The sequence below is a fragment of the Stenotrophomonas sp. K-6 genome (assembly GCF_056861555.1).
Map to the genome: position 1 here is coordinate 704226 of NZ_JBSPUC010000001.1, position 24579 is coordinate 728804.

The 24579-nt window shown below is 67.3% G+C and carries 28 protein-coding genes and 1 other RNA gene; 13 read left to right on the plus strand and 16 right to left on the minus strand.

The genetic code is table 11. The annotated features are described in order from the left end of the window. The first annotated feature begins 53 nt into the window (after window positions 1-53). From exbB to AC13F7_RS03045, 3 genes are read left to right on the plus strand one after another with little or no spacing between them, the layout of a single operon-like run. Window positions 54-797, plus strand: coding sequence for a tonB-system energizer ExbB (exbB, locus tag AC13F7_RS03035; protein WP_482999203.1), 744 nt, complete (start codon window positions 54-56; stop codon window positions 795-797). A gap of 9 nt (window positions 798-806) precedes the next feature. Next, window positions 807-1232 carry a TonB system transport protein ExbD gene (exbD, locus tag AC13F7_RS03040; protein ID WP_482999204.1) on the plus strand — a complete coding sequence of 142 codons (426 nt, stop codon included), beginning with the start codon at window positions 807-809 and terminating at the stop codon, window positions 1230-1232. Further along, window positions 1229-1957 carry an energy transducer TonB gene (locus tag AC13F7_RS03045; protein ID WP_482999205.1) on the plus strand — a complete coding sequence of 243 codons (729 nt, stop codon included), beginning with the start codon at window positions 1229-1231 and terminating at the stop codon, window positions 1955-1957. Before exbD ends, AC13F7_RS03045 begins: the two co-directional genes overlap by 4 nt. Before the next feature lie 60 nt (window positions 1958-2017). On the opposite strand, the gene AC13F7_RS03050 is transcribed toward AC13F7_RS03045, so the two are convergent. Next, a complete protein-coding gene (locus tag AC13F7_RS03050) occupies window positions 2018-4045 on the minus strand; it encodes a sodium-translocating pyrophosphatase (protein ID WP_482999206.1) in 2028 nt (675 codons plus the stop codon). A 268-nt stretch (window positions 4046-4313) separates the two neighbouring features. On the opposite strand from AC13F7_RS03050, the gene AC13F7_RS03055 reads away from it, so the two are divergent. Then, on the plus strand, window positions 4314-4817 hold the full coding sequence (locus tag AC13F7_RS03055) for a hypothetical protein (RefSeq protein ID WP_481469025.1): 504 nt from the start codon (window positions 4314-4316) through the stop codon (window positions 4815-4817). Window positions 4818-4912: 95 nt separating this feature from the next. Here AC13F7_RS03055 and AC13F7_RS03060 read toward each other — a convergent pair whose 3' ends face one another. Continuing rightward, entirely contained in the window at window positions 4913-6169 is a 1257-nt protein-coding gene (locus AC13F7_RS03060; RefSeq protein ID WP_481469027.1) for a 6-phosphofructokinase, read from the minus strand. Between the two features lie 141 nt (window positions 6170-6310). On the opposite strand from AC13F7_RS03060, the gene AC13F7_RS03065 reads away from it, so the two are divergent. From AC13F7_RS03065 to AC13F7_RS03075, 3 genes are all read left to right on the plus strand, one after another. Continuing rightward, a complete protein-coding gene (locus AC13F7_RS03065; protein WP_123730279.1) occupies window positions 6311-6874 on the plus strand; it encodes an adenylate kinase in 564 nt (187 codons plus the stop codon). A 333-nt stretch (window positions 6875-7207) separates the two neighbouring features. Continuing rightward, on the plus strand, window positions 7208-8572 hold the full coding sequence (mpl, locus tag AC13F7_RS03070) for a UDP-N-acetylmuramate:L-alanyl-gamma-D-glutamyl-meso-diaminopimelate ligase (protein WP_481469029.1): 1365 nt from the start codon (window positions 7208-7210) through the stop codon (window positions 8570-8572). 12 nt (window positions 8573-8584) lie between these two features. Beyond that, a complete protein-coding gene (locus tag AC13F7_RS03075; protein WP_481469030.1) occupies window positions 8585-9163 on the plus strand; it encodes an LON peptidase substrate-binding domain-containing protein in 579 nt (192 codons plus the stop codon). A 54-nt stretch (window positions 9164-9217) separates the two neighbouring features. Here AC13F7_RS03075 and AC13F7_RS03080 read toward each other — a convergent pair whose 3' ends face one another. Next, complete coding sequence (locus tag AC13F7_RS03080) at window positions 9218-11221, minus strand: bifunctional DedA family/phosphatase PAP2 family protein (RefSeq protein WP_481469032.1); 2004 nt, start codon at window positions 11219-11221, stop codon at window positions 9218-9220. A gap of 102 nt (window positions 11222-11323) precedes the next feature. Between AC13F7_RS03080 and AC13F7_RS03085 the strand changes: the two genes are divergently transcribed. After that, window positions 11324-11986, plus strand: coding sequence for a serine/threonine-protein kinase (locus AC13F7_RS03085; RefSeq protein WP_481469034.1), 663 nt, complete (start codon window positions 11324-11326; stop codon window positions 11984-11986). 69 nt (window positions 11987-12055) lie between these two features. On the opposite strand, the gene AC13F7_RS03090 is transcribed toward AC13F7_RS03085, so the two are convergent. Continuing rightward, window positions 12056-12727, minus strand: a complete 672-nt coding sequence (locus AC13F7_RS03090) for a hypothetical protein (protein WP_482999207.1) — start codon at window positions 12725-12727, stop codon at window positions 12056-12058. A gap of 115 nt (window positions 12728-12842) precedes the next feature. On the opposite strand from AC13F7_RS03090, the gene AC13F7_RS03095 reads away from it, so the two are divergent. Together AC13F7_RS03095 and AC13F7_RS03100 are read left to right on the plus strand one after the other, a co-directional pair. Next, the gene (locus AC13F7_RS03095; protein WP_482999208.1) at window positions 12843-13661 is read left to right on the plus strand and encodes an SDR family oxidoreductase; all 819 of its coding nucleotides are present in this window, start codon (window positions 12843-12845) and stop codon (window positions 13659-13661) included. 82 nt (window positions 13662-13743) lie between these two features. Then, window positions 13744-14709 (plus strand): YiiG family protein, encoded by a 966-nt coding sequence (locus AC13F7_RS03100; RefSeq protein ID WP_482999209.1) that lies wholly within the window; start codon window positions 13744-13746, stop codon window positions 14707-14709. A 42-nt stretch (window positions 14710-14751) separates the two neighbouring features. Here the strand turns inward: AC13F7_RS03100 and AC13F7_RS03105 are convergent, their stop codons facing one another. After that, entirely contained in the window at window positions 14752-15624 is an 873-nt protein-coding gene (locus AC13F7_RS03105; protein ID WP_482999487.1) for an ion transporter, read from the minus strand. A 65-nt stretch (window positions 15625-15689) separates the two neighbouring features. Between AC13F7_RS03105 and AC13F7_RS03110 the strand changes: the two genes are divergently transcribed. After that, a complete protein-coding gene (locus AC13F7_RS03110; RefSeq protein WP_482999210.1) occupies window positions 15690-16919 on the plus strand; it encodes an acetylornithine transaminase in 1230 nt (409 codons plus the stop codon). Between the two features lie 32 nt (window positions 16920-16951). Here the strand turns inward: AC13F7_RS03110 and AC13F7_RS03115 are convergent, their stop codons facing one another. Next, complete coding sequence (locus AC13F7_RS03115) at window positions 16952-17563, minus strand: HAD-IA family hydrolase (RefSeq protein ID WP_482999211.1); 612 nt, start codon at window positions 17561-17563, stop codon at window positions 16952-16954. A gap of 113 nt (window positions 17564-17676) precedes the next feature. On the opposite strand from AC13F7_RS03115, the gene azu reads away from it, so the two are divergent. Further along, window positions 17677-18135: an azurin gene (gene azu, locus AC13F7_RS03120; protein WP_346472461.1), complete on the plus strand. Its 459-nt coding sequence runs from the start codon at window positions 17677-17679 to the stop codon at window positions 18133-18135. Between the two features lie 49 nt (window positions 18136-18184). Here azu and hemL read toward each other — a convergent pair whose 3' ends face one another. Further along, the gene (gene hemL / locus AC13F7_RS03125; RefSeq protein WP_482999212.1) at window positions 18185-19474 is read right to left on the minus strand and encodes a glutamate-1-semialdehyde 2,1-aminomutase; all 1290 of its coding nucleotides are present in this window, start codon (window positions 19472-19474) and stop codon (window positions 18185-18187) included. After that, window positions 19471-20112, minus strand: a complete 642-nt coding sequence (gene thiE, locus AC13F7_RS03130) for a thiamine phosphate synthase (RefSeq protein ID WP_481469046.1) — start codon at window positions 20110-20112, stop codon at window positions 19471-19473. Before thiE ends, hemL begins: the two co-directional genes overlap by 4 nt. A 72-nt stretch (window positions 20113-20184) precedes the next feature. Between thiE and AC13F7_RS03135 the strand changes: the two genes are divergently transcribed. Further along, entirely contained in the window at window positions 20185-20376 is a 192-nt protein-coding gene (locus AC13F7_RS03135) for a rubredoxin (RefSeq protein WP_088432661.1), read from the plus strand. A 30-nt stretch (window positions 20377-20406) separates the two neighbouring features. Here AC13F7_RS03135 and AC13F7_RS03140 read toward each other — a convergent pair whose 3' ends face one another. The 8 genes from AC13F7_RS03140 to AC13F7_RS03175 all read right to left on the minus strand — a co-directional run bounded on the left by AC13F7_RS03140 (window position 20407) and on the right by AC13F7_RS03175 (window position 24491). Further along, window positions 20407-21252: a SirB1 family protein gene (locus tag AC13F7_RS03140; protein WP_481469048.1), complete on the minus strand. Its 846-nt coding sequence runs from the start codon at window positions 21250-21252 to the stop codon at window positions 20407-20409. 62 nt (window positions 21253-21314) lie between these two features. Further along, window positions 21315-21767, minus strand: a complete 453-nt coding sequence (locus tag AC13F7_RS03145) for a DUF192 domain-containing protein (RefSeq protein WP_121039487.1) — start codon at window positions 21765-21767, stop codon at window positions 21315-21317. A gap of 46 nt (window positions 21768-21813) precedes the next feature. Continuing rightward, entirely contained in the window at window positions 21814-22461 is a 648-nt protein-coding gene (rpiA, locus tag AC13F7_RS03150; protein WP_482999213.1) for a ribose-5-phosphate isomerase RpiA, read from the minus strand. Window positions 22462-22488: 27 nt separating this feature from the next. Next, window positions 22489-22965 carry an EVE domain-containing protein gene (locus AC13F7_RS03155; protein ID WP_482999214.1) on the minus strand — a complete coding sequence of 159 codons (477 nt, stop codon included), beginning with the start codon at window positions 22963-22965 and terminating at the stop codon, window positions 22489-22491. A 13-nt stretch (window positions 22966-22978) separates the two neighbouring features. Further along, window positions 22979-23578, minus strand: coding sequence for a 5-formyltetrahydrofolate cyclo-ligase (locus AC13F7_RS03160; RefSeq protein ID WP_481469053.1), 600 nt, complete (start codon window positions 23576-23578; stop codon window positions 22979-22981). Window positions 23579-23657: 79 nt separating this feature from the next. Then, window positions 23658-23842, minus strand: a non-coding RNA gene (ssrS, locus tag AC13F7_RS03165) — 6S RNA. Between the two features lie 131 nt (window positions 23843-23973). Next, window positions 23974-24273 carry a cell division protein ZapA gene (locus AC13F7_RS03170; RefSeq protein ID WP_123730298.1) on the minus strand — a complete coding sequence of 100 codons (300 nt, stop codon included), beginning with the start codon at window positions 24271-24273 and terminating at the stop codon, window positions 23974-23976. Further along, entirely contained in the window at window positions 24270-24491 is a 222-nt protein-coding gene (locus tag AC13F7_RS03175) for a TIGR02449 family protein (protein WP_346472466.1), read from the minus strand. The genes AC13F7_RS03170 and AC13F7_RS03175 overlap by 4 nt, the downstream gene beginning before the upstream one ends. Between the last annotated feature and the right edge of the window lie 88 nt (window positions 24492-24579).

Sequence of the window (24579 nt, forward strand, 5' to 3'; positions counted from 1 at the left end):
TCCCATTCCTTTCCTGCGTCCGGCCCTGCACCGTGCCGCCACGCCCCTGACCGATGAACCCGCCGATGACCCTGCCGATCGCCCTCCCTGCCACCGTGGCAGCGCTGCCACATGACCTGACCCCGTGGGGCATGTACCAGGCCGCCGATGGCGTGGTACAGACCGTGATGATCGGACTGGCACTGGCCTCCATCGTCACCTGGACAGTGCTGGTCGCCAAGACCTGGGAGCTGGGCCGGCAACGCACGCGGCTGCGCCAGGCACGCGCGCTGCTGCTGCAGGCCGCGCACCTGCCGGGGGCGCAGACCCACGCAGTGCTCGACGACGGCGCGGCGCACGACCTGATCGACGCCGCCCGCACCGAGTTGCGCCTCTCACAGGACGCGCACGACCCGGTCGGGATCAAGGAGCGCGTCGCCTCGCGGCTGGAGCGCATCGAACTGGCGCATGCGCGGCAGCTGCGTACCGGTGTGGGCCTGCTGGCCAGCATCGGCGCGATTGCACCGTTCGTCGGCCTGTTCGGCACGGTGTGGGGAATCATGAACAGTTTCATCGGCATCGCCCACGCCAACACCACGAATCTGGCCGTGGTCGCGCCGGGCATCGCCGAGGCGCTGCTGGCCACTGCGCTGGGTCTGGTCGCGGCGATTCCCGCCGTGGTGATCTACAACCACTTCACCCGCGTGCTGGTCGGCATCCGCGGCCTGCTCGGTGATCTGTCCGCCGGCGTGCAGCAGCTGGTCTCGCGCGATCTGGACCGGCTCGGCAATGCGCCAGCTGCCCGCGACGCGCGCTGAGGACCGGCCATGGCCATCAAGACCGCCCGCCACGACGACGATGCGCTGGAAGAAAGCCACGAGATCAACGTCACCCCCTTCATCGACGTCATGCTGGTGCTGCTGATCATCTTCATGGTCGCCGCGCCGCTGGCCACCGTGGATACGCCAGTGGACCTGCCGGCCAGCACCGCCCAGCCGCGGCCGCGCGATGCCGAACCGGTGTTCCTCTCGGTGCAGGCCGATCTGTCGCTGAGCGTCAACGATGTGCCGGTCGGCACTGACGGGCTGAATGCCATGCTGGAGCGGCTGACCGCTGGCGACCACGAACAGCGCATCTACCTGCGTGCCGATCAGGCCGTGCCCTATGGCGAGCTGATGCAGACCATGAACGCGCTGCGCGCGGCCGGGTATCACAGGATCGCACTGGTCGGCGTGGAGCAGCGCAGCGAATGAGCCGCGACACCACCGCCACGGTGCGTTGGGCGGGCAGCCTGGCCTTCGTGTTGGCCGTCCATGCAGTGCTGATCGGCGGCGCGCTGTGGTGGCATCAGCGTGCCCCGGTGCTGCTCAGTGACACGCCGGTGGAAGGGGTGATGGTGGAGTTGGCGCCGGTACCGGAGGCGCCGGCCGCACCACCGAAGGAGATCCCACCCGGGCCGTTGCAGCAGGAACAGCATCGGCCCGAACCCACGCCGGTGCCGAAGGTGGATCTCCCGCCGGCCGACAGCCCGGACGCACAGGACGTCCTGCGCCGCGAGACACCCCGCGAAGAAGAACCGACGGACCAGCACAACGTGGACCGGACGCTGGCGCCGCCGGACGTGTCGGCGCGACCGTCCGAGCGCTATGCCGCCACGCAGACCGTGGCCGGCCGTCAGGGCAGCGCGGCCGTGACCTGGCAGGGCCTGCTGCTGGGCCATCTGGAACAGTACCGCCGCTACCCGCGCCAGGCCGAGCGGCTGCGCCAGCAGGGCGTGGCCTATGTGCGCTTCTCGGTGGACCGGCAGGGCAACGCCTCCAACATCCGACTGGGACAGAGCAGCGGCCATGCGCTGCTGGATGAGGAAACCCTGGCCACGGTGCGCCGCGGCAGCCCGTTGCCACCGCCGCCAGCGGAGATCACTGGTGACCCGGTGGAGGTGATGGTGCCGGTGACGTTCTTCCTGCGGCGGCGTTGAGGCGCGTGTCACGCGCGCTGCAGGGACACGCTGGCCCGGGGCCAGCGTGTCCGTCCTGACTCAGAGCAGCGGCACCAGCAGCAGGGCCACGATGTTGATGATCTTGATCAGCGGATTGATCGCGGGGCCTGCGGTGTCCTTGTAGGGATCGCCGACCGTATCTCCGGTCACCGCGGCCTTGTGCGCCTCGCTGCCCTTGCCGCCGAAGTGGCCATCCTCGATGTACTTCTTGGCGTTGTCCCACGCGCCGCCGCCGGTGGTCATCGAGATCGCCACGAACAGGCCGGTGACGATGGTGCCGATCAGCAGGCCGCCGAGCGCACGCGGCCCGAGCAGCAGGCCGACCACCACCGGTACCGCGACCGGCAGCAATGACGGGATGATCATTTCGCGGATCGCCGAGCGGGTCAGCAGGTCCACCGCACGGTCGTACTGCGGCTTGCCGGTGCCGTCCATGATCCCGGGAATCTCGCGGAACTGGCGGCGTACTTCCTCCACCACCGCACCGGCCGCGCGACCCACCGCTTCCATCGCCATCGCGCCGAACAGATAGGGAATCAGGCCGCCGATCAGCAGGCCGATGATCACCTCATGGTTGGACAGGTCGAAGGCGAAGACCTCGCCGGGGTTGGCGGCCTGAAGGTTGTGCGTGTAATCGGCGAACAGCACCAGGGCGGCCAGGGCGGCCGAGCCGATCGCATAGCCCTTGGTCACCGCCTTGGTGGTGTTGCCGACCGCATCCAGCGGATCGGTGATGTCGCGGATTTCCGGCGGCAGTTCGGCCATCTCGGCGATGCCACCGGCGTTGTCGGTGATCGGGCCGTAGGCATCCAACGCCACGATCATGCCGGCCATCGAGAGCATCGCGGTCGCGGCGATGGCGATGCCGTACAGGCCACCGAAGTAGTGCGCCAGCCAGATCGCCACGCACACCGCGATCACCGGCAGGGCAGTGGACTTCATCGAGACACCGAGGCCGGCGATGATGTTGGTGCCGTGCCCGGTGGTGGAGGCCTGCGCCACGTGCTGCACCGGCTTGTACTGGGTGCCGGTGTAGTACTCGGTGATCCACACGATCAGCCCGGTCAGCACCAGCCCGATCAAGGCGCAGAAGTACAGGTTCAGCGCACCGTGCGCGTTGTCCGGCATCAACTGCGTGGTGATCGGGTAGAACGCGATCGCCGCCAGCACGCCGGACACGATCACGCCCTTGTACAGCGCGCCCATGATCGAGCCACCGGGTTTCACCTTGACGAACAGCGCACCGACGATCGAAGCGATGATCGAGATACCGCCCAGCACCAGCGGATACAGCACCGCATTTGCCCCGGCCTCGGCGATCATCAGGTTGCCGAGCAGCATCGTGGCGATCACGGTGACCGCATAGGTTTCAAACAGGTCGGCCGCCATGCCGGCGCAGTCGCCGACGTTGTCGCCCACGTTGTCGGCGATCACTGCCGGGTTGCGCGGGTCATCCTCGGGAATGCCGGCTTCGACCTTGCCCACCAGGTCCGCGCCAACGTCGGCGCCCTTGGTGAAGATGCCGCCGCCCAGCCGCGCGAAGATCGAGATCAGCGACGAGCCAAAGGCCAGTCCGACCAGGGCGTGCAGCGTCTGCGCGACATCCAGTCCGAGCCGCAGCAGCAGCGCGTAGTAGCCGGCCACCCCCAGCAGGCCCAGACCGACCACCAGCATGCCGGTGATCGCGCCGCCGCGGAACGCAACGTCCATCGCGGCGCTCAGGCCGTTGCGGGCGGCTTCGGCTGTGCGCACGTTGGCACGCACCGAGACGTTCATGCCGATGTAGCCGGCCGCACCGGACAGCACGGCGCCGATCGCAAAACCGATCGCGGTGTACCAGCTGAGGAAGAGGCCGACCAGCACGAACAGCACGGCACCGGCGATGGCGATGGTGAGGTATTGACGGTTGAGATAGGCGCGCGCGCCTTCCTGGATGGCGGCGGCGATTTCCTGCATGCGGGCATTGCCAGCCGGTTGCCGGAGAATCCAGCGTGCCGACACGATGCCGTAGAGAATCGCGAGGATGGCGCACAACAGCGCCAGAGAAAGCCCGTAACGTTCCAGCATGTCCCCTCCCGGGTGATGGATGGCATCCAGATCTGGATGAACGCACCACGCGGGGGCACAACAGGCTGCAACCATGAACCAACCCGTTCAGACCGTGCCCGGTCGTCAAGCGTGTGGCGGTGTTCAGCACTCCCTGGTGGCCCGAGTATGCGGGCAAATCCTCGATGCATGCCAGCGAGGATTTCAAACCGCTTGCCGGCGGCCTTTGCCACGCCGTTCAGCCACCCACTGGCAGCCTCGGCCCATCCCCAGCCGTTGGAGTCCTGCCATGTCCCCCCGTCATCTGTTGTGGCTGGCCCTGTTGCCTGCCGTGTCCGCCTTCGCCGCCGAAACCCCCGAACTGCAGCGCGCCGCCGGCACACCGCAGGCGGTCGGTGCGGCCCACACGCTGCGCCAGATTCCCGAAGCCTGCGCGCGGCTGGAAGGCGTGTTCACCGGTGAGGCGGCGCAGCCGTACAAGTTCGCGGTGGTCCGCACCAGCGAGCAGTGTCAGCCGCGTGCGCGTTTCGTTGATTACGACAAGGCGCAGCCGAGCGAAGCCAAGGGCTGGAAGCTCAATGATGTGATCCGCGTACCGAATGCGTCGTGCCCGGCGCAGCAGGCAGTGGTGCGCGTGTGGCGGATGCCGGTCACCACCAAGCCGGAACTCGATGGGCAGGGCCAGTCGCGCATCTACCTGGAAGACGCCAAGAAGCAGGCGGCTGCCGGCAAGATTGCGCAGATCCCGATGTTTGCCGCGCAGATGAAGGTCGAAGGCAAGGCCTGCAACTGATCTGACCACGCACCGGTAGCGCCGGCCGCTGGCCGACGCCTCGGGATCGTTCGACGCCTGAAGGTGCCGGCCAGCGGCTGGCACTACCGGGTCGATTACGCCTCGAAGGCAGGCAGCTTCTTCTTCACCGCCACGTTCTTCAGCGTCACGTACTTCGGCAACCCGTCGGGCCCGTAGGGCAACGGGGCTTCCCCCTTGATCAGCGGGGCGAGATAGGCGCGGGCCTTGTCGGTGATGCCGAAGCCATCGCGGCGGATGAAGCCGGCCGGCATCTTCTTCTCGTGGTTGGCCACCTTGTGCAGCGGGGCTGCCTCGATCTTCCAGCGATAGGGCGTGTCGCTGGTGCGCACGATCACCGGCATCACCGCGTTCTGGCCCTTTAGCGCGAACTGCACCGCTGCCTTGCCCACCGCCTGCGCCTGCTCCCAATCGGTCTTGGAGGCCAGGTGGCGCGCCGAGCGCTGCAGGTAGTCGGGCAGGGTCCAGTGGACCTTGTAGCCCAGCCCATCCTTGACCCGCGCGGCCAGCTGCGAGGCCACGCCACCGAGCTGGGTATGCCCGAACGAATCGGTGCCGCCGCCGGCATCGGCGACGAAGCGGCCATCGGCGGTCTGGATGCCTTCGGAGGCAACCACCACGCAGTAGCCCACCCGCTCGACCACCTGTTTGACCTTGGCCAGGAACGCGGCCTCGTCATACGCGCGCTCGGGCAGCAGGATGATGTGCGGGGCGTCATCGGCGCCCTGGCCGGCCAGGCCTGCGGCCGCCGCGAGCCAGCCGGCATGACGGCCCATCGCCTCGTAGACGAACACCTTGGTCGAGGTCTCTGCCATCGCGGCCACGTCCAGCGCGGCTTCGCGCACGGAGACCGCGGTGTACTTGGCCGCCGAGCCGAAGCCCGGGCAGGTATCGGTCACCGCCAGATCGTTGTCGATGGTCTTGGGCACACCGATGCAGGTCAGGTCGTAGTCGAAGGCCTTGGCCAGCTGGGAGACCTTCCACGCGGTATCGGCCGAATCGTTGCCGCCGTTATAGAGGAACCAGCGCACGTCATGGGCACGCAGGACCTCGAGCAGGCGCTCGTACTTGGCCCGGTCGGCCTCCAGCGATTTGAGCTTGTAACGGCACGAGCCGAACGCGCCGCCGGGGGTGTGGGCGAGGGCGGCGATGGCGGCCGCGGTCTCCCTAGAGGTGTCGATCAGGTCTTCGCGGAGCGCGCCGAGGATGCCGTTGCGCGCGGCCAAGACCTTGATTCCTTTGGCCCTGGCCGTGCTGATGACCGCCGAGGCGGTGGCATTGATGACGGCGGTGACGCCACCTGACTGGGCGTAGAGGAGGGTACCTTTGGACATGGTTCGACCTTGGTCTGGGGGGACGGACATTGCAGAGACATTACCCGGATGGGGTAAAGTGCGCGTATTGCGGTGCAGCGTGATTGTGGACATTCCCGGGGCGCGCGCCCTCCGTTTTCTTACCAAGTTGGAGTCAGGTTGATGCGATTGGTTCTGTTGGGACCGCCCGGTTCGGGCAAGGGGACACAGGCGACGCGCCTGAAGGAACACCTCGCCATTGCGCACATTTCCACCGGTGATCTGCTGCGGGCCGAAGTGGCCGCCGGCACCGAGCTGGGCAAGCAGGCCAAGGCCGTGATGGATGCCGGCAATCTGGTGTCCGACGACATCCTGCTGGGCATGCTCGAGTCGCGCCTGGGCCAGGACGATGTGGCCAATGGCTTCATCCTCGACGGTTACCCGCGCAACGTGGCCCAGGCCAATGCGCTCGATACCCTGCTGGCCAAGATCGGCCAGCCGCTGGATGCCGTGGTGCAGCTGGACGTGCCGACCGAACTGCTGGTCGAGCGTATCGCCGGCCGCGCGGCCGAGCAGGGCCGTGCCGATGACAATCCCGAATCCGTGCGCCAGCGCCTGCAGGTCTACAACGACCAGACCGCGCCGGTGGTGGATTTCTATGCGGGCCGCGGCACGCTCGCACGCGTGGATGGCGTGGGCGAACTGAACGATGTGGAAGCGCGCATCCGCGCCGCAATCCAGGCCTGAGCTGGTGGGTGCCGCTACGGCGGCACCGCACCCGCATCGCATGTGCAGGGCCCGCAAACACACACGCCCGGCCCCCGAAGGGACCAGGCGTGTGGTTTGAAGGTGCCAGCGAGCGGGCTTGCTCAGAGCCCCGCAGCATGAGCCCCCCTGGGGATGGCCTCTTGGGGAGTAGGACCAATGGGGTACTGCGGCTGGCCGAGACAATTGTGTCCGTCTTCACAGTACGGCGCTATCGGGAATTCCCCGACACCCCGCTGGACTTTTCTTATGGTCGACTAGGAGTTGTCTGACGGCGATCTCCATCGGCGATGGTGATCGGCGACAATCGTACGCATGAGCACGATCCACATCCTTGGCATTGCAGGCACTTTCATGGGCGGCGTGGCCGCACTGGCGCGCGAGAAGGGCCATACGGTCCGCGGCAGCGACCAGGCGATCTACCCGCCGATGTCCACCCAGCTCGAACGCCTGGGCATCGCCCTGGATCCGGGCTACCGCGCCGACAGCGTGGCGCCGGACTGCGACGAGGTGGTGATCGGCAATGCGCTGTCGCGTGGCAATCCCGCCGTGGAAGCGGTGCTGGATGCAGGCCAACGCTACATCTCCGGCGCCCAGTGGCTGTCCGAGCAGGTGCTGCCGGGCCGAGACACCCTGGCCGTCGCGGGCACCCACGGCAAGACCACCACCACCACCATCCTGACCTGGCTGCTGCACAGCGCCGGACGTGACCCCGGCTTCCTGATCGGCGGCGTGGCCGAGGACTTCGGCGTCTCCGCGCGCGTCGGCAGCGGCCGTGAGTTCGTGGTCGAGGCCGACGAGTACGACACCGCGTTTTTCGACAAGCGCAGCAAGTTCGTGCACTACCGGCCACTGGTGGCGATCCTGAACAACCTTGAATACGACCACGCCGATATCTTCCCGGACGTGGCCGCGATCCAGCGCCAGTTCCACCATCTGATCCGCACCGTCCCCGCGCGCGGGCGACTGATCGTCAATGGCGAAGACGCCTATCTCGCCGAAGTGTTGGCGATGGGCTGCTGGACCCCGGTGGAGCGCTTCGGTTTCGATCCTTCGCTGGAATGGCACGCCGAGCTGGTGCAGGCCGACGGCAGTGTGTTCGTCGTGCACCATCGTGGAAAGCGCGTCGGTGAAGTGCGCTGGTCGCTGCTCGGCCGCCACAACGTCCTCAACGGGTTGGCCGCCCTGGCTGCCGCGCACGCGGTCGGCGTCGAGCTGGCCACGGTGATCCCGGCGCTGGCCGCGTTCCGCAGCGTCAAGCGGCGGATGGAAGTGATCGGGCAGGCACGCGGCATCACCCTCTACGACGATTTCGCGCATCACCCCACCGCGATCCGAACGACCCTCGATGGCCTGCGTGCCAAGGTGGGCGATGCCCGCATCGTGGTGGCGATGGAGCCACGCAGCAATTCCATGCGGCTTGGCGCACACGCGCAGGCGTTGGCGCCTTCGCTGGACGGTGCCGACGCGGTGGTGTTCCTGCATCGCCCCGAGCTGGCCTGGGATGCGGCCCGCGTGATCGCCGCCGTGCGTGGCCAGGCCCATGCCGTGCCGGACACCGATGCCTTGCTGGCCCAGCTGGGCGCGATCGCCGCCCCGGGCGACCATGTGGTGTTCATGTCCAACGGCGGTTTCGATGGAGCGCCGCGCCGCTTCCTGGCGCAGCTGCAGAAACCCTGAGTACCGCCGGCCATGACCGACACCGCTTCGCTGCCCCTGTTTCCCCTGCACACCGTGCTGCTGCCTGGCGCGGCGCTGGGCCTGCGGGTATTCGAACGCCGCTACCTGGACATGCTGCGCGAATGCAGCCGTGCGGGCACGGCCTTCGGTGTCTGCCTGATCCTGGACGGTGAGGAGGTCGGCGCGCCGGCGTTGCCGGCCGCCTATGGGGTCGAAGCGCGGATCGAGGATTTCGACGTGGGCGCCGATGGCGTGCTGGTACTGCGCCTGCGCGGCCAGCGTCGCTTCCATGTCGATCGGACCCGCGTGCGCGACAACGGGCTGATCATCGCCCAAGTGACCTGGTGCGCCGCCGACAGCGACGACGAGCTGCAGCCCGAGCACGCGCTGATGGCGACCGTGCTGGAGCACATCATCGAGCAGGCCGGTGCGGCCTTCGCCCCGGTCAGCCCGGCGCAGATGGAGCAGGCCAGCTGGGTCGGCTGGCGCCTGGCCGAGCTGCTGCCGCTGCAGGACGCGCAACGCCTGCAACTGCTGCAACACGATGATCCGCACCAGCGCCTGCAGGCACTGCTGAACTGGATGCCGTAACGCGCGGTCAGGCCCCGCGTTACGCGCCTCGGCCGGGCAGCCCCCGGCGCTGCATCACTGGGCCGCAGGCAGGCGCACGCGCAGCACCGGCATCTCGGTTTCCGGGTGGGTATCGACCTGCTGCGGCAGGCCATCCAGTGCCTGGCGGACCGCATTGAGCGACGGGTCGATGCCGCGCATCGGCCGCCACATCCCGATCAGCTTGAAATGCTGCTGGTAGTGCAGGGTCTGTGCACTGCCCAGCCACAGCGGTTCGTTGTCCGGCGCCGCCAGGCGTGCCGGTGCCGGCCACAGGCGCAGGGCGAAGATCTCATTGGGTGCATTGCCCGCACGCAGCATCAGCAGCGATTCGACCTGCGTATCCAGCGTGGCCGGCAGCACCGGTACCTTGTCCTTGTCGGAGGACTTGTCGAGCATCAGCAGCGCCTGCTCCCAGCCGGCCTGCGGCTGCACGCGCCAGCCCTGGCTTTCCAGTCGGCGCTGCAACGGAGCCAAGGGACCGGCCACCTGCACATCCAGCGGCCAGCGCTGATCGTCGTCGAACTCATTGCGGCGCGAGGGCAGGTTCTGCCACTCGGTCGTCCACCAGGCTTGGGCGTCCAGCGGGGCCGGGGTCGGCTGGGCCGGCTCGAAGCGCGCCAGTTTCAGCGGGATGTTGCGCGGGGCATACCAGAGCGCCGCCACGGCGAAGGTGCCGTAGAACAGCCACGCCACCGGCTTGACCCAGAACGAGCGGTTGAAACGGCGGCGGTAGGCGATGCCCAGCACCAGCAGCCAGAACAGACCGAACAACATGCCGCCGATCACATCACTCAGCCAATGCGCGCCCAGGTAGATGCGCGCGAAGCCGATCAGGCTGACGATGATGCCCGACAGCAGGTAAGGCCATACACGGGTACGCCCCGGCAGTTCGCGGGCGATCAGCACCGCGAAGAACCCGAAGGTGATCGTGGCCATCGTCACCGAGACGGAGGGGAAGCCGAAGCCACTGCTCGCATCCGGCGGGCGGACCACGTCCACCGTCGCACCGAGCAGCTTGCACAGCGCCAGACCGAAGGCGAGCGCGGCCAGCCAGTGTGCGGCCGCCATCCAGCGTCGGCGCCAGAGCAGGTAGCCCATGCCGGCGGCCGTGGCTGGCAGCAGGACCTGCCACGCCCCCAGCGAGGCCAGCGCGGCCATCGGGTAATCGGCCAGCGGATTGCGCAGGGCCAGCATCGCGTGATGCACGGCCAGATCCACCATCAGCGGTTCACCGTGCGCGACCACGGCCATCAGCAGGGCGAACCAGCCCCAGCCCAGCAACAGCAGCATCACGGCCAGCATCGCCAGCGGCACCGATTCACGGCGCTGCGGGTCGAACACCGCCACGGAATAACGGCCGAGGGTGGGGTGGCGCTGCGACCAGGCCAGCAGGCTGGCCAGCCAGCTGTCCATGCGCGAGGCTGACCAACGGTAGCCATACAGCACGATCGCCCAGACCAGGCCCATGATCACGCCGAGCAGGGCGAGCACCATCACCAGCCGGCCGGCGACCGCCGCGACCGCGTCATACGCTTCGCCGAGTACCCAGCCGGGCGCCAGGAACAGCACCGCCCAGGACAGACTGGCGATGCCGCTGGCCTGGATGTAGCGCGTCAGCGGCATCTTCATCATGCCGGCGATGGCCGGCACGAACGGGCGGATCGCGCCGACATAGCGCGCCACCAGGATGCTCTTGAAGGCATTGCGGCGGAACATCGTCTCGCCACGGTCGAGCAGCTGCGGGTACTTGCTGAAGGGCCAGAAGCCGCGCAGGCGATCGCCCCAGCGGCGGCCGATCCAGTAGCTGATGCCGTCACCGGCAAACGCGCCCAACGCGGCGCACGCCACCGCGTACGGCCCGGAGATCTGGCCCAGGCCGATGAACACACCCACGGCGAACAGCAGCGGCAACGCGGGCACGATCGCGCCCAGCACGATGACCGCATCGCAGAAGGCGATGAGGAAAATGACCGCACCGGCAAGCACGGGGTGAGCTGAGATCCACGCAAGCGTGGCATCGATCCATGACGAGTCCATCGGGGGATTATAGAGGGGGCAAAGTGACTGACTGCCCGCCAGACGCTGGGAATGTGCGGCATCTGCAGTGAATGAACGCGATCACCCGCCTAGAATGGCGGCATGACACGCCCTGCCGACCCCGCGCCGACCGCCCTCAAAGCCGACAGTTTCGGCCGCATCCTGCTGATGGAGGAAGACGGCCACCGCTTCGTGCGTCGTGATCTGGAGGCAACGCCCTGGTGGCTGCGGCTGCCGGCGTGGTGGCTGGCGCGGCGCGAGGCGCGCGCGCTGGCGCATCTGGATGGCATGCCTGCCACGCCGCGGCTGCTGGGCTGGAACGGGCGCTGGCTGGACCGCAGCTTCATGGCAGGTGATGCCATGTACCAGCGTCCGCCGCATGGCGACCTGGCCTACTTCCGCGCGGCCCGACGTCTGCTGCAGCAGGTACATCGCCACGGCATCGCACACAACGACCTGGCCAAGGAAGCCAACTGGCTGGTACGCGAGGATGGCTCGCCGGCCCTGATCGATTTCCAGCTGGCGGTGATCGGCGATCCGCGCTCACGCTGGATGCGCCTGCTTGCCCGCGAAGACCTGCGCCATCTGCTCAAGCACAAGCGGATGTACTGCCGGCAGTCGCTGACCCCGGTGGAAAAGCGGCTGCTCAAGCGCACCTCATGGGTGCGTGATGTGTGGTTCCGTACCGGCAAGCCGGTCTATCGCTTCGTGACGCGGAAAATCCTGCACTGGGAAGACAACGAAGGGCAGGGCCCCAAGCCGTGAGCGCAGGTAGCGCGCACTCGCCGCAATGACCGGGCGAGCGGCCGGCTGACGCTGACCACGCACAGGTGATCAGCGCAGATCGAGAATCTGCTTCCCGTTGAAGCGGCGCTGCGCATCGAAATCGTAGGCGACCCGCAGCACCCCATCGTCCGCGCAGGCGTGACAGGTGCGCATCGGCGTGCTGTAGATCAGGCGCACGCCCCCATTGGGCAGCGCTTCGCTGCCGCTGGCGTCGGCCGGTGCGAACGGTGTGGCCTCCGGGTGTGCATCCAGGAACGGCCTGACCGTGGCGTCGGCGCGCGACATCTCCGGCAACACGTCCGCGTCCACATCCACCGTGTGTCCGGTGCTGTCGACCAGCAAGGTACCTTCGTTGGTGTTGGCGCGGAACGGATACTCAATGGTGGCGATGCCCACGCCGTCCTGGTTCCGCCATGCACTCACATAGCCGGGGTTGCCCTGCGCGCCCAGTTGATGCGCTGCCGCGATGGCCTGGGGACTGGCCTTGGCGGCCTGCATCGCCTTGGCCAGGCAATCATCAGCGACCGGTGCCTGGCCACGGCAGGCATCCACCTCACCATCCCAGATCGCCGCTTCGCTGAAAGGCGAGACGCCACCGGCGGTGCCCGGTACCGTGGCGGCCGCCGACGTGGCGGATGTTGCCGGATCGCCAGCGGGCTGGCAGGCCGCAACGCTCAGCACCAGGGCCAACGCGGTCAGGGGAAGGCGGATCGCCGTCATGTCGCTGATTCCATGCAGAACGGAAGCAGCCAGTATCGACGCCGCGCATGAATCCGGCGTGTGCGCAGGGCGGCATAATGCGGGTCCATTGCAATCGCACTGAAGGAACCTGCGCATGGCCAGTCTGCAAGGCAAGACCCTGTTCATCACCGGCGCCTCGCGCGGGATCGGCCTGGCCATCGCGCTGCGTGCGGCACGCGACGGCGCCAATGTCGCCATCGCCGCCAAGTCGTCCGTGCCCAATCCCAAACTGCCGGGCACCATCCACAGCGCCGCCGAGGCAGTGACCGCCGCGGGCGGGCAGGGGCTGGCGCTGAAGTGCGACATCCGTGAAGAGGACCAGGTGCGCGCGGCGGTCGCCGCCACGGTCGATACCTTCGGCGGCATCGACATCCTGATCAACAACGCCAGCGCGATCTGGCTGCGCGGCACGCTGGATACACCGATGAAGCGCTTCGACCTGATGCAGCAGGTCAATGCGCGCGGCAGCTTCCTGTGCGCGCAGGCCTGCCTGCCGCACCTGCTGCAGGCGCCCAACCCGCACATCCTCACCTTGGCGCCACCGCCGACGCTGGACCCGAAGTGGTGGGGCCCGCACACCGGCTACACCCTGGCCAAGATGGGCATGAGTTTCGTCACGCTCGGCCTGGCGGCCGAGTTCGGCCCGCAGGGCGTGGCGGTCAATGCACTGTGGCCGCGCACGGTGATCGCCACCGATGCGATCAACATGATTCCCGGTGTGGATGTCAGTGGCTGCCGCACGCCGGCGATCCTGGCTGACGCCGCGCATGCGGTGCTGTGCCGCGACGCGGCCGGTTTCAGCGGGCAGTTCCTGCTGGATGACGAGGTGCTGGCGCAGGCCGGCATCACTGATCTGAGCGGGTACGCCGTCGATCCGTCGCGTCCGCTGATGCCGGACCTGTTCCTGGAGTGACGCGCGTTCGTGGCGCGCGATGACAACAGCTGCACACACTGGGCTGCTATGGTGCGTCCCCCCAATTGGTATGGACACTCGCATGTCATCTCGCACACGGACCGCGCCGCTCGCCGCCGCCATCGCCTTGATCAGCCTGCTCGGCGCCTGCAGCAAGGGCCCGGGCAGCGTCGCCGAAACCCAGGGCGTGGAGAAGGTGAACGCCTACATCGCCTGCTTCAACGCCGTTGAACAGCCGATCCACGAAGGCTTCCAGCAGTACATCGGCTGGATGCAGGATCCAGAGGCCGGCCCGACCGGCAACGAGGACAAGGTGCGTGGACCGGGTACGGTGCTCTCGCATCGTGTGGAGGCGTGCAACGCCCCGATGGTCGCCGCACTGGCGATGACGCCGGCCGAGCCGGCACTGGATCCGGCAGCCCGTAACTACCAGAAGACCTTCGTCGACCTGTACGCCCTGATCGAGCAGGCCGACCGGTACTACAGCCGCGAGGACTACCTGCGCGATGACCATGCCGGGATGCGCAGCCAGCATGCGCCGTTGATGAAGGCGTACATGGCCTTCTTCGATGCAGGCACCGCGCTGGATGCCGCGCTGGAAAAGCGCGAAGACGAACGCCGTGCGGAACAGCTCAAGGAGATTGAAGCTTCCGAAGGCCGCTCGATGGCGTACTACCAGATAAAGATCCTCGGTGATGGCAAGCAGCTGACGCAGCTGCTCAACAGTGAGACCCCGGATCTGGCGGCGGCACGCACCCAGCTCGCTGCGTTCCAGGCGCTGTTGCAGCAGGCGCAGGATGACAAGATCGGCAAGGGCGATGCGATGTGGGGGCACGTGGAGCGCGCAGCCGATGCGCTGGCCCGCGATGCCGGCCGCCGTATCGAGCGCGTCGAGTCAAAGAAGCCGTATACCCGCAGCGAGCAGATGCTGATGGAGAGCGGTGGGCGGATCAGCAACCCGCAGGGCTCGGCCGAAGCCTTGCTGGTCAGTTACAACGATCTGGTCGACATGAGCAACCGCCTGGCCCAGACCAGCGGCGCTCGCTGAATGATCGCGTGGCGGGCTGCGAGGGGGCCCGCCACGCGTTGATCAGACATTGAAGGCCGGTGGCAGTTTCTCGCCGCAGTGTCGGCAGTGCACGGCGTCCGGTTCGTGGCCCTCCAGCCCGCAGTGCGGGCAGCCGCGCGCATCCCGGCGTGCGGCATGCTCGGCATCGCGCATGGTGTTGGCCAGTTCAGCGGTGTAGATGCCGGTGGGTACCGCGATGATGCTGTAGCCGATCAGGATCAGCACCGAGGTGACGAAGCGGCCCAGCACGGTTTGCGGCACGATGTCGCCGAAGCCCACCGTGGCCATGGTCACCACCGCCCAGTACATGCTGCTGGGGATGCTGGTGAACCCATGGTTGGGGCCTTCGATCACATACATCATGGTGCCGGCGATGATGGTGATGGTGATCACCGTGAACAGGAACAGCAGCACCTTACGGCGGCTGCGCCACAACGACTCCATCAGCACGCCGCTCTCTTCGATGTAGCGGGTCAGCTTGAGAATCCGGAACACCCGCAGGATGCGCAGCGCGCGCACCACCAGCAGGCTCTGCGCGCCGGGGATGAACAGCGACAGGTAGGTGGGCAGGATCGAGGCCAGATCGATGATGCCCCAGATGCTGAATGCGTAGCGCAGCGGGCGTTTGACCACCACCAGCCGCAGCAGGTACTCGGCGGTGAACAGCACCGTGAAAACCCATTCCAGCACGTAAAGCCCGTCGGCATAGGCCGCATGGAAGCGTTGCACGCTGTCGAACATGACCACCACCACGCTGGCGATGATCGCGTAGACCAGCAGCAGGTCGAAATTGCGCGAGGGCCGGGTGTCGTGGCGGTAGATGATGTCGAACCACTGGCGGCGCCAGCCGGATTCGGTAGCGGGGTTGAGCTGGGGGGCGGTGAACGGTCGCATGGGGCGCATTGTGCCCCACCTGCTCAAAGCGCGAGAATGGGATCTTTCCTGAGCCGTTGACCGCCATGACTGCCGCTGCCACCGATCCGCTGTTGTCCCTGTCGCATTACTACCTGCCGGTCTACAAACCGCGCCAGGTGGTGCTCGAGCGCGGCCAGGGCGCGCGCGTCTGGGACAACCAGGGCCGTGAATTCATCGATCTGGCGGCCGGCATCGCCGTGTGCGGCCTGGGCCACAACGATCCGGACCTGACCGCGGCGCTGATCGAGCAGGCCGGCAAGCTGTGGCACACCAGCAACGTGTTCTACAGCGAACCGCCGCTGCGCCTGGCCGAAGAGCTGGTCACCGCCTCGCGTTTCGCCGAGCGCGTGTTCCTGTGCAACTCCGGTGCTGAAGCCAACGAAGTGGCGATCAAGCTGGTCCGCAAGTGGGCGTCCTCACTGGGCCGCCCGGCGCACCAGCGCGTGATCGTGACCTTCCGTGGCAGCTTCCACGGCCGTACCCTGGCTGCGGTGACCGCCACCGCCCAGCCGAAGTACCAGGAAGGCTACGAGCCGCTGCCCGGTGGCTTCCGCTATGTCGATTTCAACGACGAGGTACAGCTGGAGACCGCGATGGCCGCCGGCGATGTCGCGGCGGTGATGCTCGAGCCGATCCAGGGCGAGGGCGGGGTGATGCCGGCCAAGCCGGGCTTCCTCAAGCGCGTGCGCGAGCTGTGCGATCAGCACAACGCGCTGGTGGTGCTGGATGAAATCCAGGCCGGCATGGGCCGCACCGGCACCCTGTTCGCGCACTGGCAGGACAACATCACGCCGGACATCGTCACCCTGGCCAAGGCGCTGGGCGGCGGCTTCCCGATCGGCGCGATGCTGGCCGGCCCGAAGGTGGCCGAGGTGATGCAGTTCGGTGCGCACGGCACCACCTTCGGTGGCAACCCGCTTGCCGCGGCTGTGGCGCGCGTGGCGCTGCGCAAGCTGTCCTCGCCGGAGATCGCGCACAACGTGAGCCGTCAGTCGCAGGCGCTGCGCGATGGTCTCGGCAAGATCAACGACGAGTTCAAGGTGTTCAGCCAGGTCCGTGGCCGCGGCCTGATGCTGGGCGCGGTGCTGGACAAGGATTTTGCCGGCCAGGCCGGCGCCATCCTGGACCACGCCGCTGAGCATGGCCTGCTGACCCTGCAGGCTGGCCCGGACGTGCTGCGCTTCGTGCCGTCGCTGAACATCACCGATGAAGAAATCGCCGAAGGCCTGAAGCGTCTTCGCGCGGCCGTGCAGTCGTTCATCGCGACGCGCTAGCCAATGGCGGTAGAGCCGACCATTGGTCGGCTCTACGCCAGGGCGTACCGCTTCAACACCTTGCCGAACGCGCGGCTGTCCGTCGCGGTCTCGGCCTGCAGGCCGGCCTGCCGTGCCCCGCGCACGTTGACGAACAGGTCATCGATGAACAGCGTGCGCTCGGCGCGCGCGCCCAGCAGCGTCACCGCCTGCGTGAATATTGTCGGCTCCGGCTTGCGCCCGCCCAACGCACCGCTGCACAGGATGCGGCCCCGCAGGGCATCGGCCAGGCTCGGCAGCAGCTGCGGAATCGTCTGCGCCATCAGCGTGCCGTTGTTGGTCAGGATGCCGATCGGCAGTGTCTGCGCGATACGTGCCACGCGTTCGATGACGCCCGTTTGCGGTGAGCACGCTGCGATGCGTGCGGCCTGCCACTGCACGACGCTGATCGTGGTCTGCAGCGCATCGCCCAACTGCTGCAGGTAGATGTCGGTCGCCATGCCGCTGTCATAGGCGCGTTCCAGCCCACTGTCGAACAGCGCCGCCTGCACCTGCGCCACAGGGCAGCCGACGCTCGCCGCCAGATGGCGCACACGCAGGTGCCGCGCATAGCGCACCAGTACGCCATCGAAATCCAGCAACAGGCACTCGATCACACGCGGCATGGGGCCGTCTCGTCCAGATCCAGCGCTGACCGTAACCCAGCCAGTGCCTGCGCTGCGACATCGCGTCGCACGTCGCCTGCACGGGCGGTCACTAGAATCGCGTGGACTGCCTGATGGAGATCGCCTTGAAACTGCTTGCCCCCGTGTTGCTCGCTGGCCTCATGCTGGCCCCGGCCGCCCATGCGCGCGTCTGCGCGATCGCCATCGACAGTACCGACCAGATGAGCTTCAGCCAGAAGGAACTCAAGGTCGCCGCCGATTGCACCCAGGTCAAATTGACCCTGCGCCACACCGGCAAGCTCGCCGCGACCGCGATGGGCCACAACTGGGTACTGACCCGCACCGCCGATTACCAGCCGGTCGCGATGGCCGGCATGCGCACGACGCTGGCCGACAGCTACCTGCCCAAGGGCGATGCGCGCGTATTGGCGCACACGCCGGTGATCGGCGGTGGCCAGAGCACCAGCGTCACCTTCTCCACCGCCAAGCTGACCAAGGGCGGTGACTACACCTTCTTCTGCTCGTTCCCCGGCCACTTCGCGATGATGAAGGGCCGCTTCGTGTTCGGTTGATTAACAGGGACGGAGGTAGTTATTAACTACCTCCGTCCCTGTCATTTGATCAGCCTTTGACGACCTTGAACGCTTCGCGGGCGGCGTCGAGCGTCGCCTCGATGATGCTGTCGTCGTGGGCGCTGGACAGGAAGCCGGCTTCGTACGCGGAGGGAGCCAGGAACACGCCGCGCTCCAGCATTGCGTGGAAGAAGGTGTTGAACGCGGTGATGTCGCACGCGGTCGCCTGAGCGTACGTTTCCACCTTCTGGTCAGTGAAGAACAGGCCGAACATCGCGCCGACCTGGGTGGTGGTCACGGCCACGCCTGCATCCGCCGCCGCCGCTTCCAGCCCCGCGCACAGGCGCGCGGCCGACGCACTCAGGCGATCATGGAAGCCCGGCTCCTGCACCAGTTCCAGCATCGCCAGGCCGGCGGCCATCGCCACCGGATTGCCGCTCAGCGTGCCCGCCTGGTAGATCGGGCCCGCCGGGGAGATCTGCGACATCAGTTCGCGACGACCACCGTAGGCGCCCACCGGCATGCCGCCGCCGATGATCTTGCCGAAGGTGGTCAGATCCGGAGTGACGCCGTAATGCGCCTGCGCGCCGCCGAGCGCCACGCGGAAGCCGGTCATCACTTCATCGAAGATCAGCACCGTCCCGTATTGCGTGCACAGCGCGCGCAGGTGCTGCAGGTAGCCTTCGCGCGGCGGAATGCAGTTGGCGTTGCCGACCACCGGCTCGATGATCAGCCCGGCGATGTGCTCGCCCTGTTCGGCGAACAGCGCGGTGGCCGCCTCGACATCGTTGTACGGCAGGGTCAGGGTGAGTTCGCTCAGGCCGGCCGGGACGCCGGGCGAGGTCGGCACGCCCAGGGTCAGCATGCCGCTGCCGGCCTTGACCAGGAACGAGTCGCCGTGGCCGTGGTAGCAGCCTTCGAACTTGACGATGCGGGTGCGGCCGGTGGCACCGCGTGCCAGCCGGATCGCCGACAGCGTGGCCTCGGTGCCGGAATTGACCATGCGCACCATCTCGCAGGACGGCACCAGCCGGGTCAGGGTCTCGGCCATGGTCACTTCGGCTTCGCACGGCGCACCGAACGACAGGCCATTGCCGATCGCCTGCTTGACCGCCTGGCGCACGGCGGTGTGATTGTGGCCGACGATCATCGGGCCCCAGGAGCCGACGTAATCGATGTAGCGGTTGTCGTCCACGTCATACAGGTAGGGGCCGTCGGCGCGCTTGACGAAGAACGGCTCCCCGCCGACCGACTTGAACGCGCGCACCGGCGAGTTGACGCCACCCGGCAGCAGCTTCTGGGCGCGGGTGAACAGGGCGTGGGACTGGTCGTGGTTCATGCGGGTTCCTGGAAGCAATCGAGGTAGGCGTGCAGCGTGGCGACCGGATCCGGTGCGGCGTACACGCTGCTGATGACGGCGATCAGATCGGCGCCGGCAGCGATGAGCGGTGCCACATTGTCCGGCGTCAGCCCGCCGATCGCCACCCGCGGCAGCCCGAGTGCGGCGCTTTGCCGCAGCAGGTCGGGCGTGGCGCGGCGCGTGGTGGCCTTGCTGTTGCTGGCGAAGAAGGCGCCAAAGGCGAGGTAGCTGGCCCCGGCGGTGGCCGCCCGTTCGGCGCGCGCATGATCGTCGTAGCAGGAGATGCCGATGATGGCGGTCGGGCCAAGCAGGGCGCGTGCGGCAGCGATCCCTTCATCGTCCTCCCCCAGGTGCACGCCAGCCGCACCGACTGCCTGGGCCAGCGCGGGGTCGTCATTGATGATCAGCGGCGTGGCGTAGCGGGCGCACAGCGCCTGCAGTGCCTCGGCCTGTGCGCGGCGCAGCGGGGCATCGGCGGTCTTGTTGCGGTACTGCAGCAGGGTGACGCCGGTGGCCAGCAGCGGCGCGGTACGCGCCAGCAGGCGGGCGGTATCGGGCTCGTCCGGGGTGATCAGGTAGACGCCGCGCGGCGGCGTGGGGGCTGAAGCGTGATTCATCAATGGCTACCGGTAGTGCAACGGGAGTGGGACAATGCGGGCTGTCAGCCCTTGTCCCACCGTGATTATCCGATGACCGACGCTACCGCCACCACCTTCCGCACCTGGATGTGCGTTGTCTGCGGGTTCCTGTACAGGGAAGAGGATGGCCTGCCGGAAGAGGGCATCGCGCCGGGCACGCGCTGGGAAGACATTCCCGAGACGTGGACGTGCCCGGACTGCGGCGTGACCAAGGATGATTTCGAGATGGTCGAAGTCGACTGAGGCACCGCCAGGCGCCGTGTCACGGCGCCGTCAGTGCAGGCGCGGCACCACGCCACCGAGGCCGACCAGCTTCTCACGCACGAACTGCGCATCGCTGGCCTTGGCATTGCGCTTGAGATACAGCCCCAGATCGCTGCGCGCGCCGGCCTCGTAGTCCAGCTGCAGGTAGGCCATGCCGCGATCGCGCAGGGCATCGTCCTGCTCGGGGGCGAGTTTCAGCAGGCGATCGGCACTGCGCGCGGCGCGGTCCCATTCCCCCCGTTCGACGTACACGCCATGCAGGTTGCGCAGCATCCGCATCAGGATCGCGCGTGCCGGGGCCGGATCCAGGATCTGGGCCAGCACATCGTCGTCGGGGACTTCCCCGCCCAGGTGTGAGCGCGCGCGTTCGCGCAGTTCGTCCACGCCAAGCGGGCGGCCGCCGTTGAACGGGTCCATCACCAGCACGCCGTCATTGAGCGGCAGGCGCACCAGGAAATGCCCGGGGAAGGACACCCCGTCCAGCGGGATGCCGAGCCGGCGCGAGACTTCCATCTGCACCAGTGCCAGCGAGATCGGGTTGCCCAGGCGGCGTTCGAAGACCTGGTTCAGATAGCTGTTGCGCGGGTCGTAGTACTCGCCGTGGTCGCCGCTGTAGCCCAGCTCGTCGAACAGATGACGGTTGACCGCGGCAATCTTCAGCGGCCACATGTCGATCGTGGCGATCTCGGTACGCAGGTGGTCGGCGTGGCTTTGCAGGACCGCCTCGTAGACGGCGGGGTCCAGATCCGGGTATTCATCCCGGGCAATCAGCAACGCGGTCGGCAACAGCGGCAGCGCCTCGTCATCCAGCTCGGCCAGTGAGTCCCACGTCGGCAATGTGATCTGCCCCTGCATGGGACAAGACTGGCGACAAACGCGCCGCGATTCAAGGGCGCGGCGCGTTTATCAGGACAGTTTTATTTGCCGTCGGCGATGCCGGGACCGAACGTCAGCTCGGTGCCGTCTTTGAGCGCCATCTTTTCGGCCTGCCCGGCATTGAGTTCCAGCACGTAGCGAGCCGGCTCGCTGCTGGGGTAGGGCGGGCAACGATCGCCGGCCGAACACGGCGGCACATCGCGCTGCTGGCTGACCAGGCGGCGCTGCGCGTCGAAGTACAGGATGTCCAGGGCGATCTTGGTGTTCTTCATCCAGTACGCCTGCAGCTCTTCGCGTTCGTGGATGAACAGCATGCCGTGATCCTCGGGCATCTGGTCGCGGAACATCAGCCCGCGGGCGCGGGTGTCGTCGTTGGTGGCCAGCTCAACGTGGTAACGGTTGCCGTCCAGTTCCACCCAGTGACGGGCGTTGGTGCTGGCACAGCCGGCCAGGGTGAACAGCAGGAGCAGGGGCAGCAGGCGCAACAGGGACATGGGCGTACCTCGTTGGGGCAGCCGGCGCGGGCGCCGGCCACGGGGATCAGATCACGATCGGCGGCTCACCGCCGATGATCACCACATCGGCCGGGCGGCGCGCAAACAGGCCGACGGCGACCACGCCCGGCAGCTGGTTGAGCTCGCGTTCCAGCTTCACCGGATCGGTGATCTCCAGATGGTGGATGTCCAGGATCACGTTGCCGTTGTCGGTGACCACGCCCTCGCGCCACGCCGGCTGGCCGCCGGTCATGTCCATGATGCGGCGGGCGACCAGGCTGCGCGCCATCGGGATCACTTCCACCGGCAGCGGGAACCTGCCCAGCACCTTCACCTGCTTGCTCGGGTCGATGATGCACACGAAGCGCTCGCTGGCCTCGGCGATGATCTTCTCGCGGGTCAGCGCGGCGCCGCCGCCCTTGATCAGGTTCTTGTTGGCGTCGCACTCGTCGGCCCCGTCCACATACAGCGACAGGTTGCCGGTGTGGTTGAGCTCGAGCACCTCGATGCCGTGCTGCTTCAGGCGCGCGGTGCTCTGGTCCGAACTGGACACGGCGCCCTTGATGCGGTGCTGGATCCTGGCCAGGGCGTCGATGAAGTAGGCCACGGTGGACCCGGTGCCGACCCCGACGATCATGCCGTCTTCGACGTATTCAATGGCTTTTTCAGCGGCCAGGCGCTTGGCTTCGGACATGGCGGGCAACTCTTGGAGGAAAGGGGGTCAGTGCTTTTCCAGCGACAGCAGCAGCTTCCACTGCGCGGCCGTCACCGGGAGGATCGAGAGGCGGTTGCCGCGCGCGGTCAGCGGAAAACCCTCGCCCAGCGCATCGGCGTGCAGCTTGATCTCGTCCAGCGAAATGGTGTCGCGCAGTTTGCGCTCGAAGGCCACGTCCACCAGCATCCAGCGCGGTTCTTCGCGGGTTGCCTTGGCGTCGTAATAGTCCGAGCCGGGATCGAACTGGGTATCGTCTGGATAGGCCTCGCTGGCCACCGTGGCCAGCCCGACGATGCCTGGCACCTTGGTATTGGAGTGGTAGAACATCACCCCGTCGCCGATCTTCATGCCATCGCGCATGAAGTTTCGCGCCTGGTAGTTACGCACGCCGTTCCAGGGCTCACGGCCCACGCGCTGCAGATCATCGATGGAAAAGGCGTCCGGTTCGGACTTCATCAGCCAGTAGCGCTTGCGTGCGGTCATGCGGAGTCTTTGATTACGGTAGGTGCCGACCGTTGGTCGGTACGCAGACAAGGGTGGAGACGTCGGTGCAGATCGCATCCACCGCGACGTCCCACGGCTGTACCGGCAGATCATCGACCTGCTGGACCGAGAAGCCGACCCCGACCAGCCACGGCGGCGCCGGGCGCTGGTGGCGGAATGCGAAGCTGCGATCATACCAGCCGCCTCCCATGCCCAGCCGCCGGCCCTGTGCGTCGAAACCGACCAGTGGCGCGACCACCAGCGCCATCTGCTCCGGTGCGAGGGTGTCGTCCAGGGCGAGATCGGGTTCGGGGATGCCGAAGCGGTTGGTGGTCAGCGCCTGCCCCGGGCGCCAGGGCGCGAAGCGCAGCGTCTTCTCGTGCAGGATCGGCAGGCAATAGGTCAGGCCGGTGGGCAACTGCATCTGCCAGCGGTGCAGCGCGATCTCGCCATCCATCGCCCAGTAGCCGGCGACATGGCCCTGCGTGGGCGCGAATGGAAGGGCGAGCAGGCCATCGGCCAAGTGTTCGGCAGCGGCCAGGCGCACGGCGGCGGGGAGATCACGGCGGCGTTGGCGCAGCTGCTGGCGCAGTGCGGAGCGCGGGTCGGTCATGCCTGGGTCCGGGGCGTGCGGGGGAAGCGGATAAAACAAGAGCGACGTCCCAAGGGAACGCCGCTCTTGCTGGAATATTGCATTCTCCGCCGTGACGATGCATGCGAAACGACCTTGAACCCGGGGTTCAAGTGGGTACGCTGGGGTTCCATCGGGCTTCCCGCTACAAGGCGGACTTGCACTCCCGGCGCCGTCGCGCACCCGTGGTCGTAATTAAGGGACAAGGCGAATGTTTGCACACGCCGTCGTTCACAGCAGAGAACGCGACGAGGATTATAGCCCTCTTGTGCGATTCGACCAGTCCGTTCGTCGGTCCAATTGCATGTCAATTCAGATCGATGAAGACCGCGCGATGCACGTGTGCAATCAAACACCGCGTGGAACCGGCGCGTGGATCAACCTGCGCCGTCAAAGGCGCGATCCAGCCGCCGGTTCAGATCACTCAGGGTCTGCTGCAGGGCGATGGCCTGGCGTGCGTGCTCGTCGCGCAGCTGCTGCAGCTCGTGCGCCAGGTTCAGCGCGGCGAGCACCGCGACGCGGTCGACCGCGGCCATCCGGTTGCTGCCCCGGATCTCGCGCATCTTCGCGTCCAGCAAGCGGGCGGCGGCGGTCAGGCTTTCGCGCTCCTCGGCGCCCACGCCCACGGTGTATTCACGATCCAGGATGCGGACACTGACCGGTTCGGTCTGGCTCATGTGTGCTGCTCCAGGGATTTGAGGCGGGTGATCATCGCTTCCACCCGGGAGCGGGCCTGCTCGTTCTTGGCCAGCAGCTGGGAGCGCTCGCCGACCAGCTGCTCCTGCTGGTGGCGCAGGCTGCGGTTTTCCTCGGCCAGGCGCTGGTTGCGCTCAAGCAACGCCTCCACCCGGGCGGCGAAGGCCTGCAATTGGGCGATGGCGTCGGCGGGTTCCATGTCCGGCACGATAGGCAAGGGCGGATGGGGCGGTCAAGCGAATAATGACGGGGCCTGCTGGCAGTTGACGCGCCGGTGGCGGGGCGTG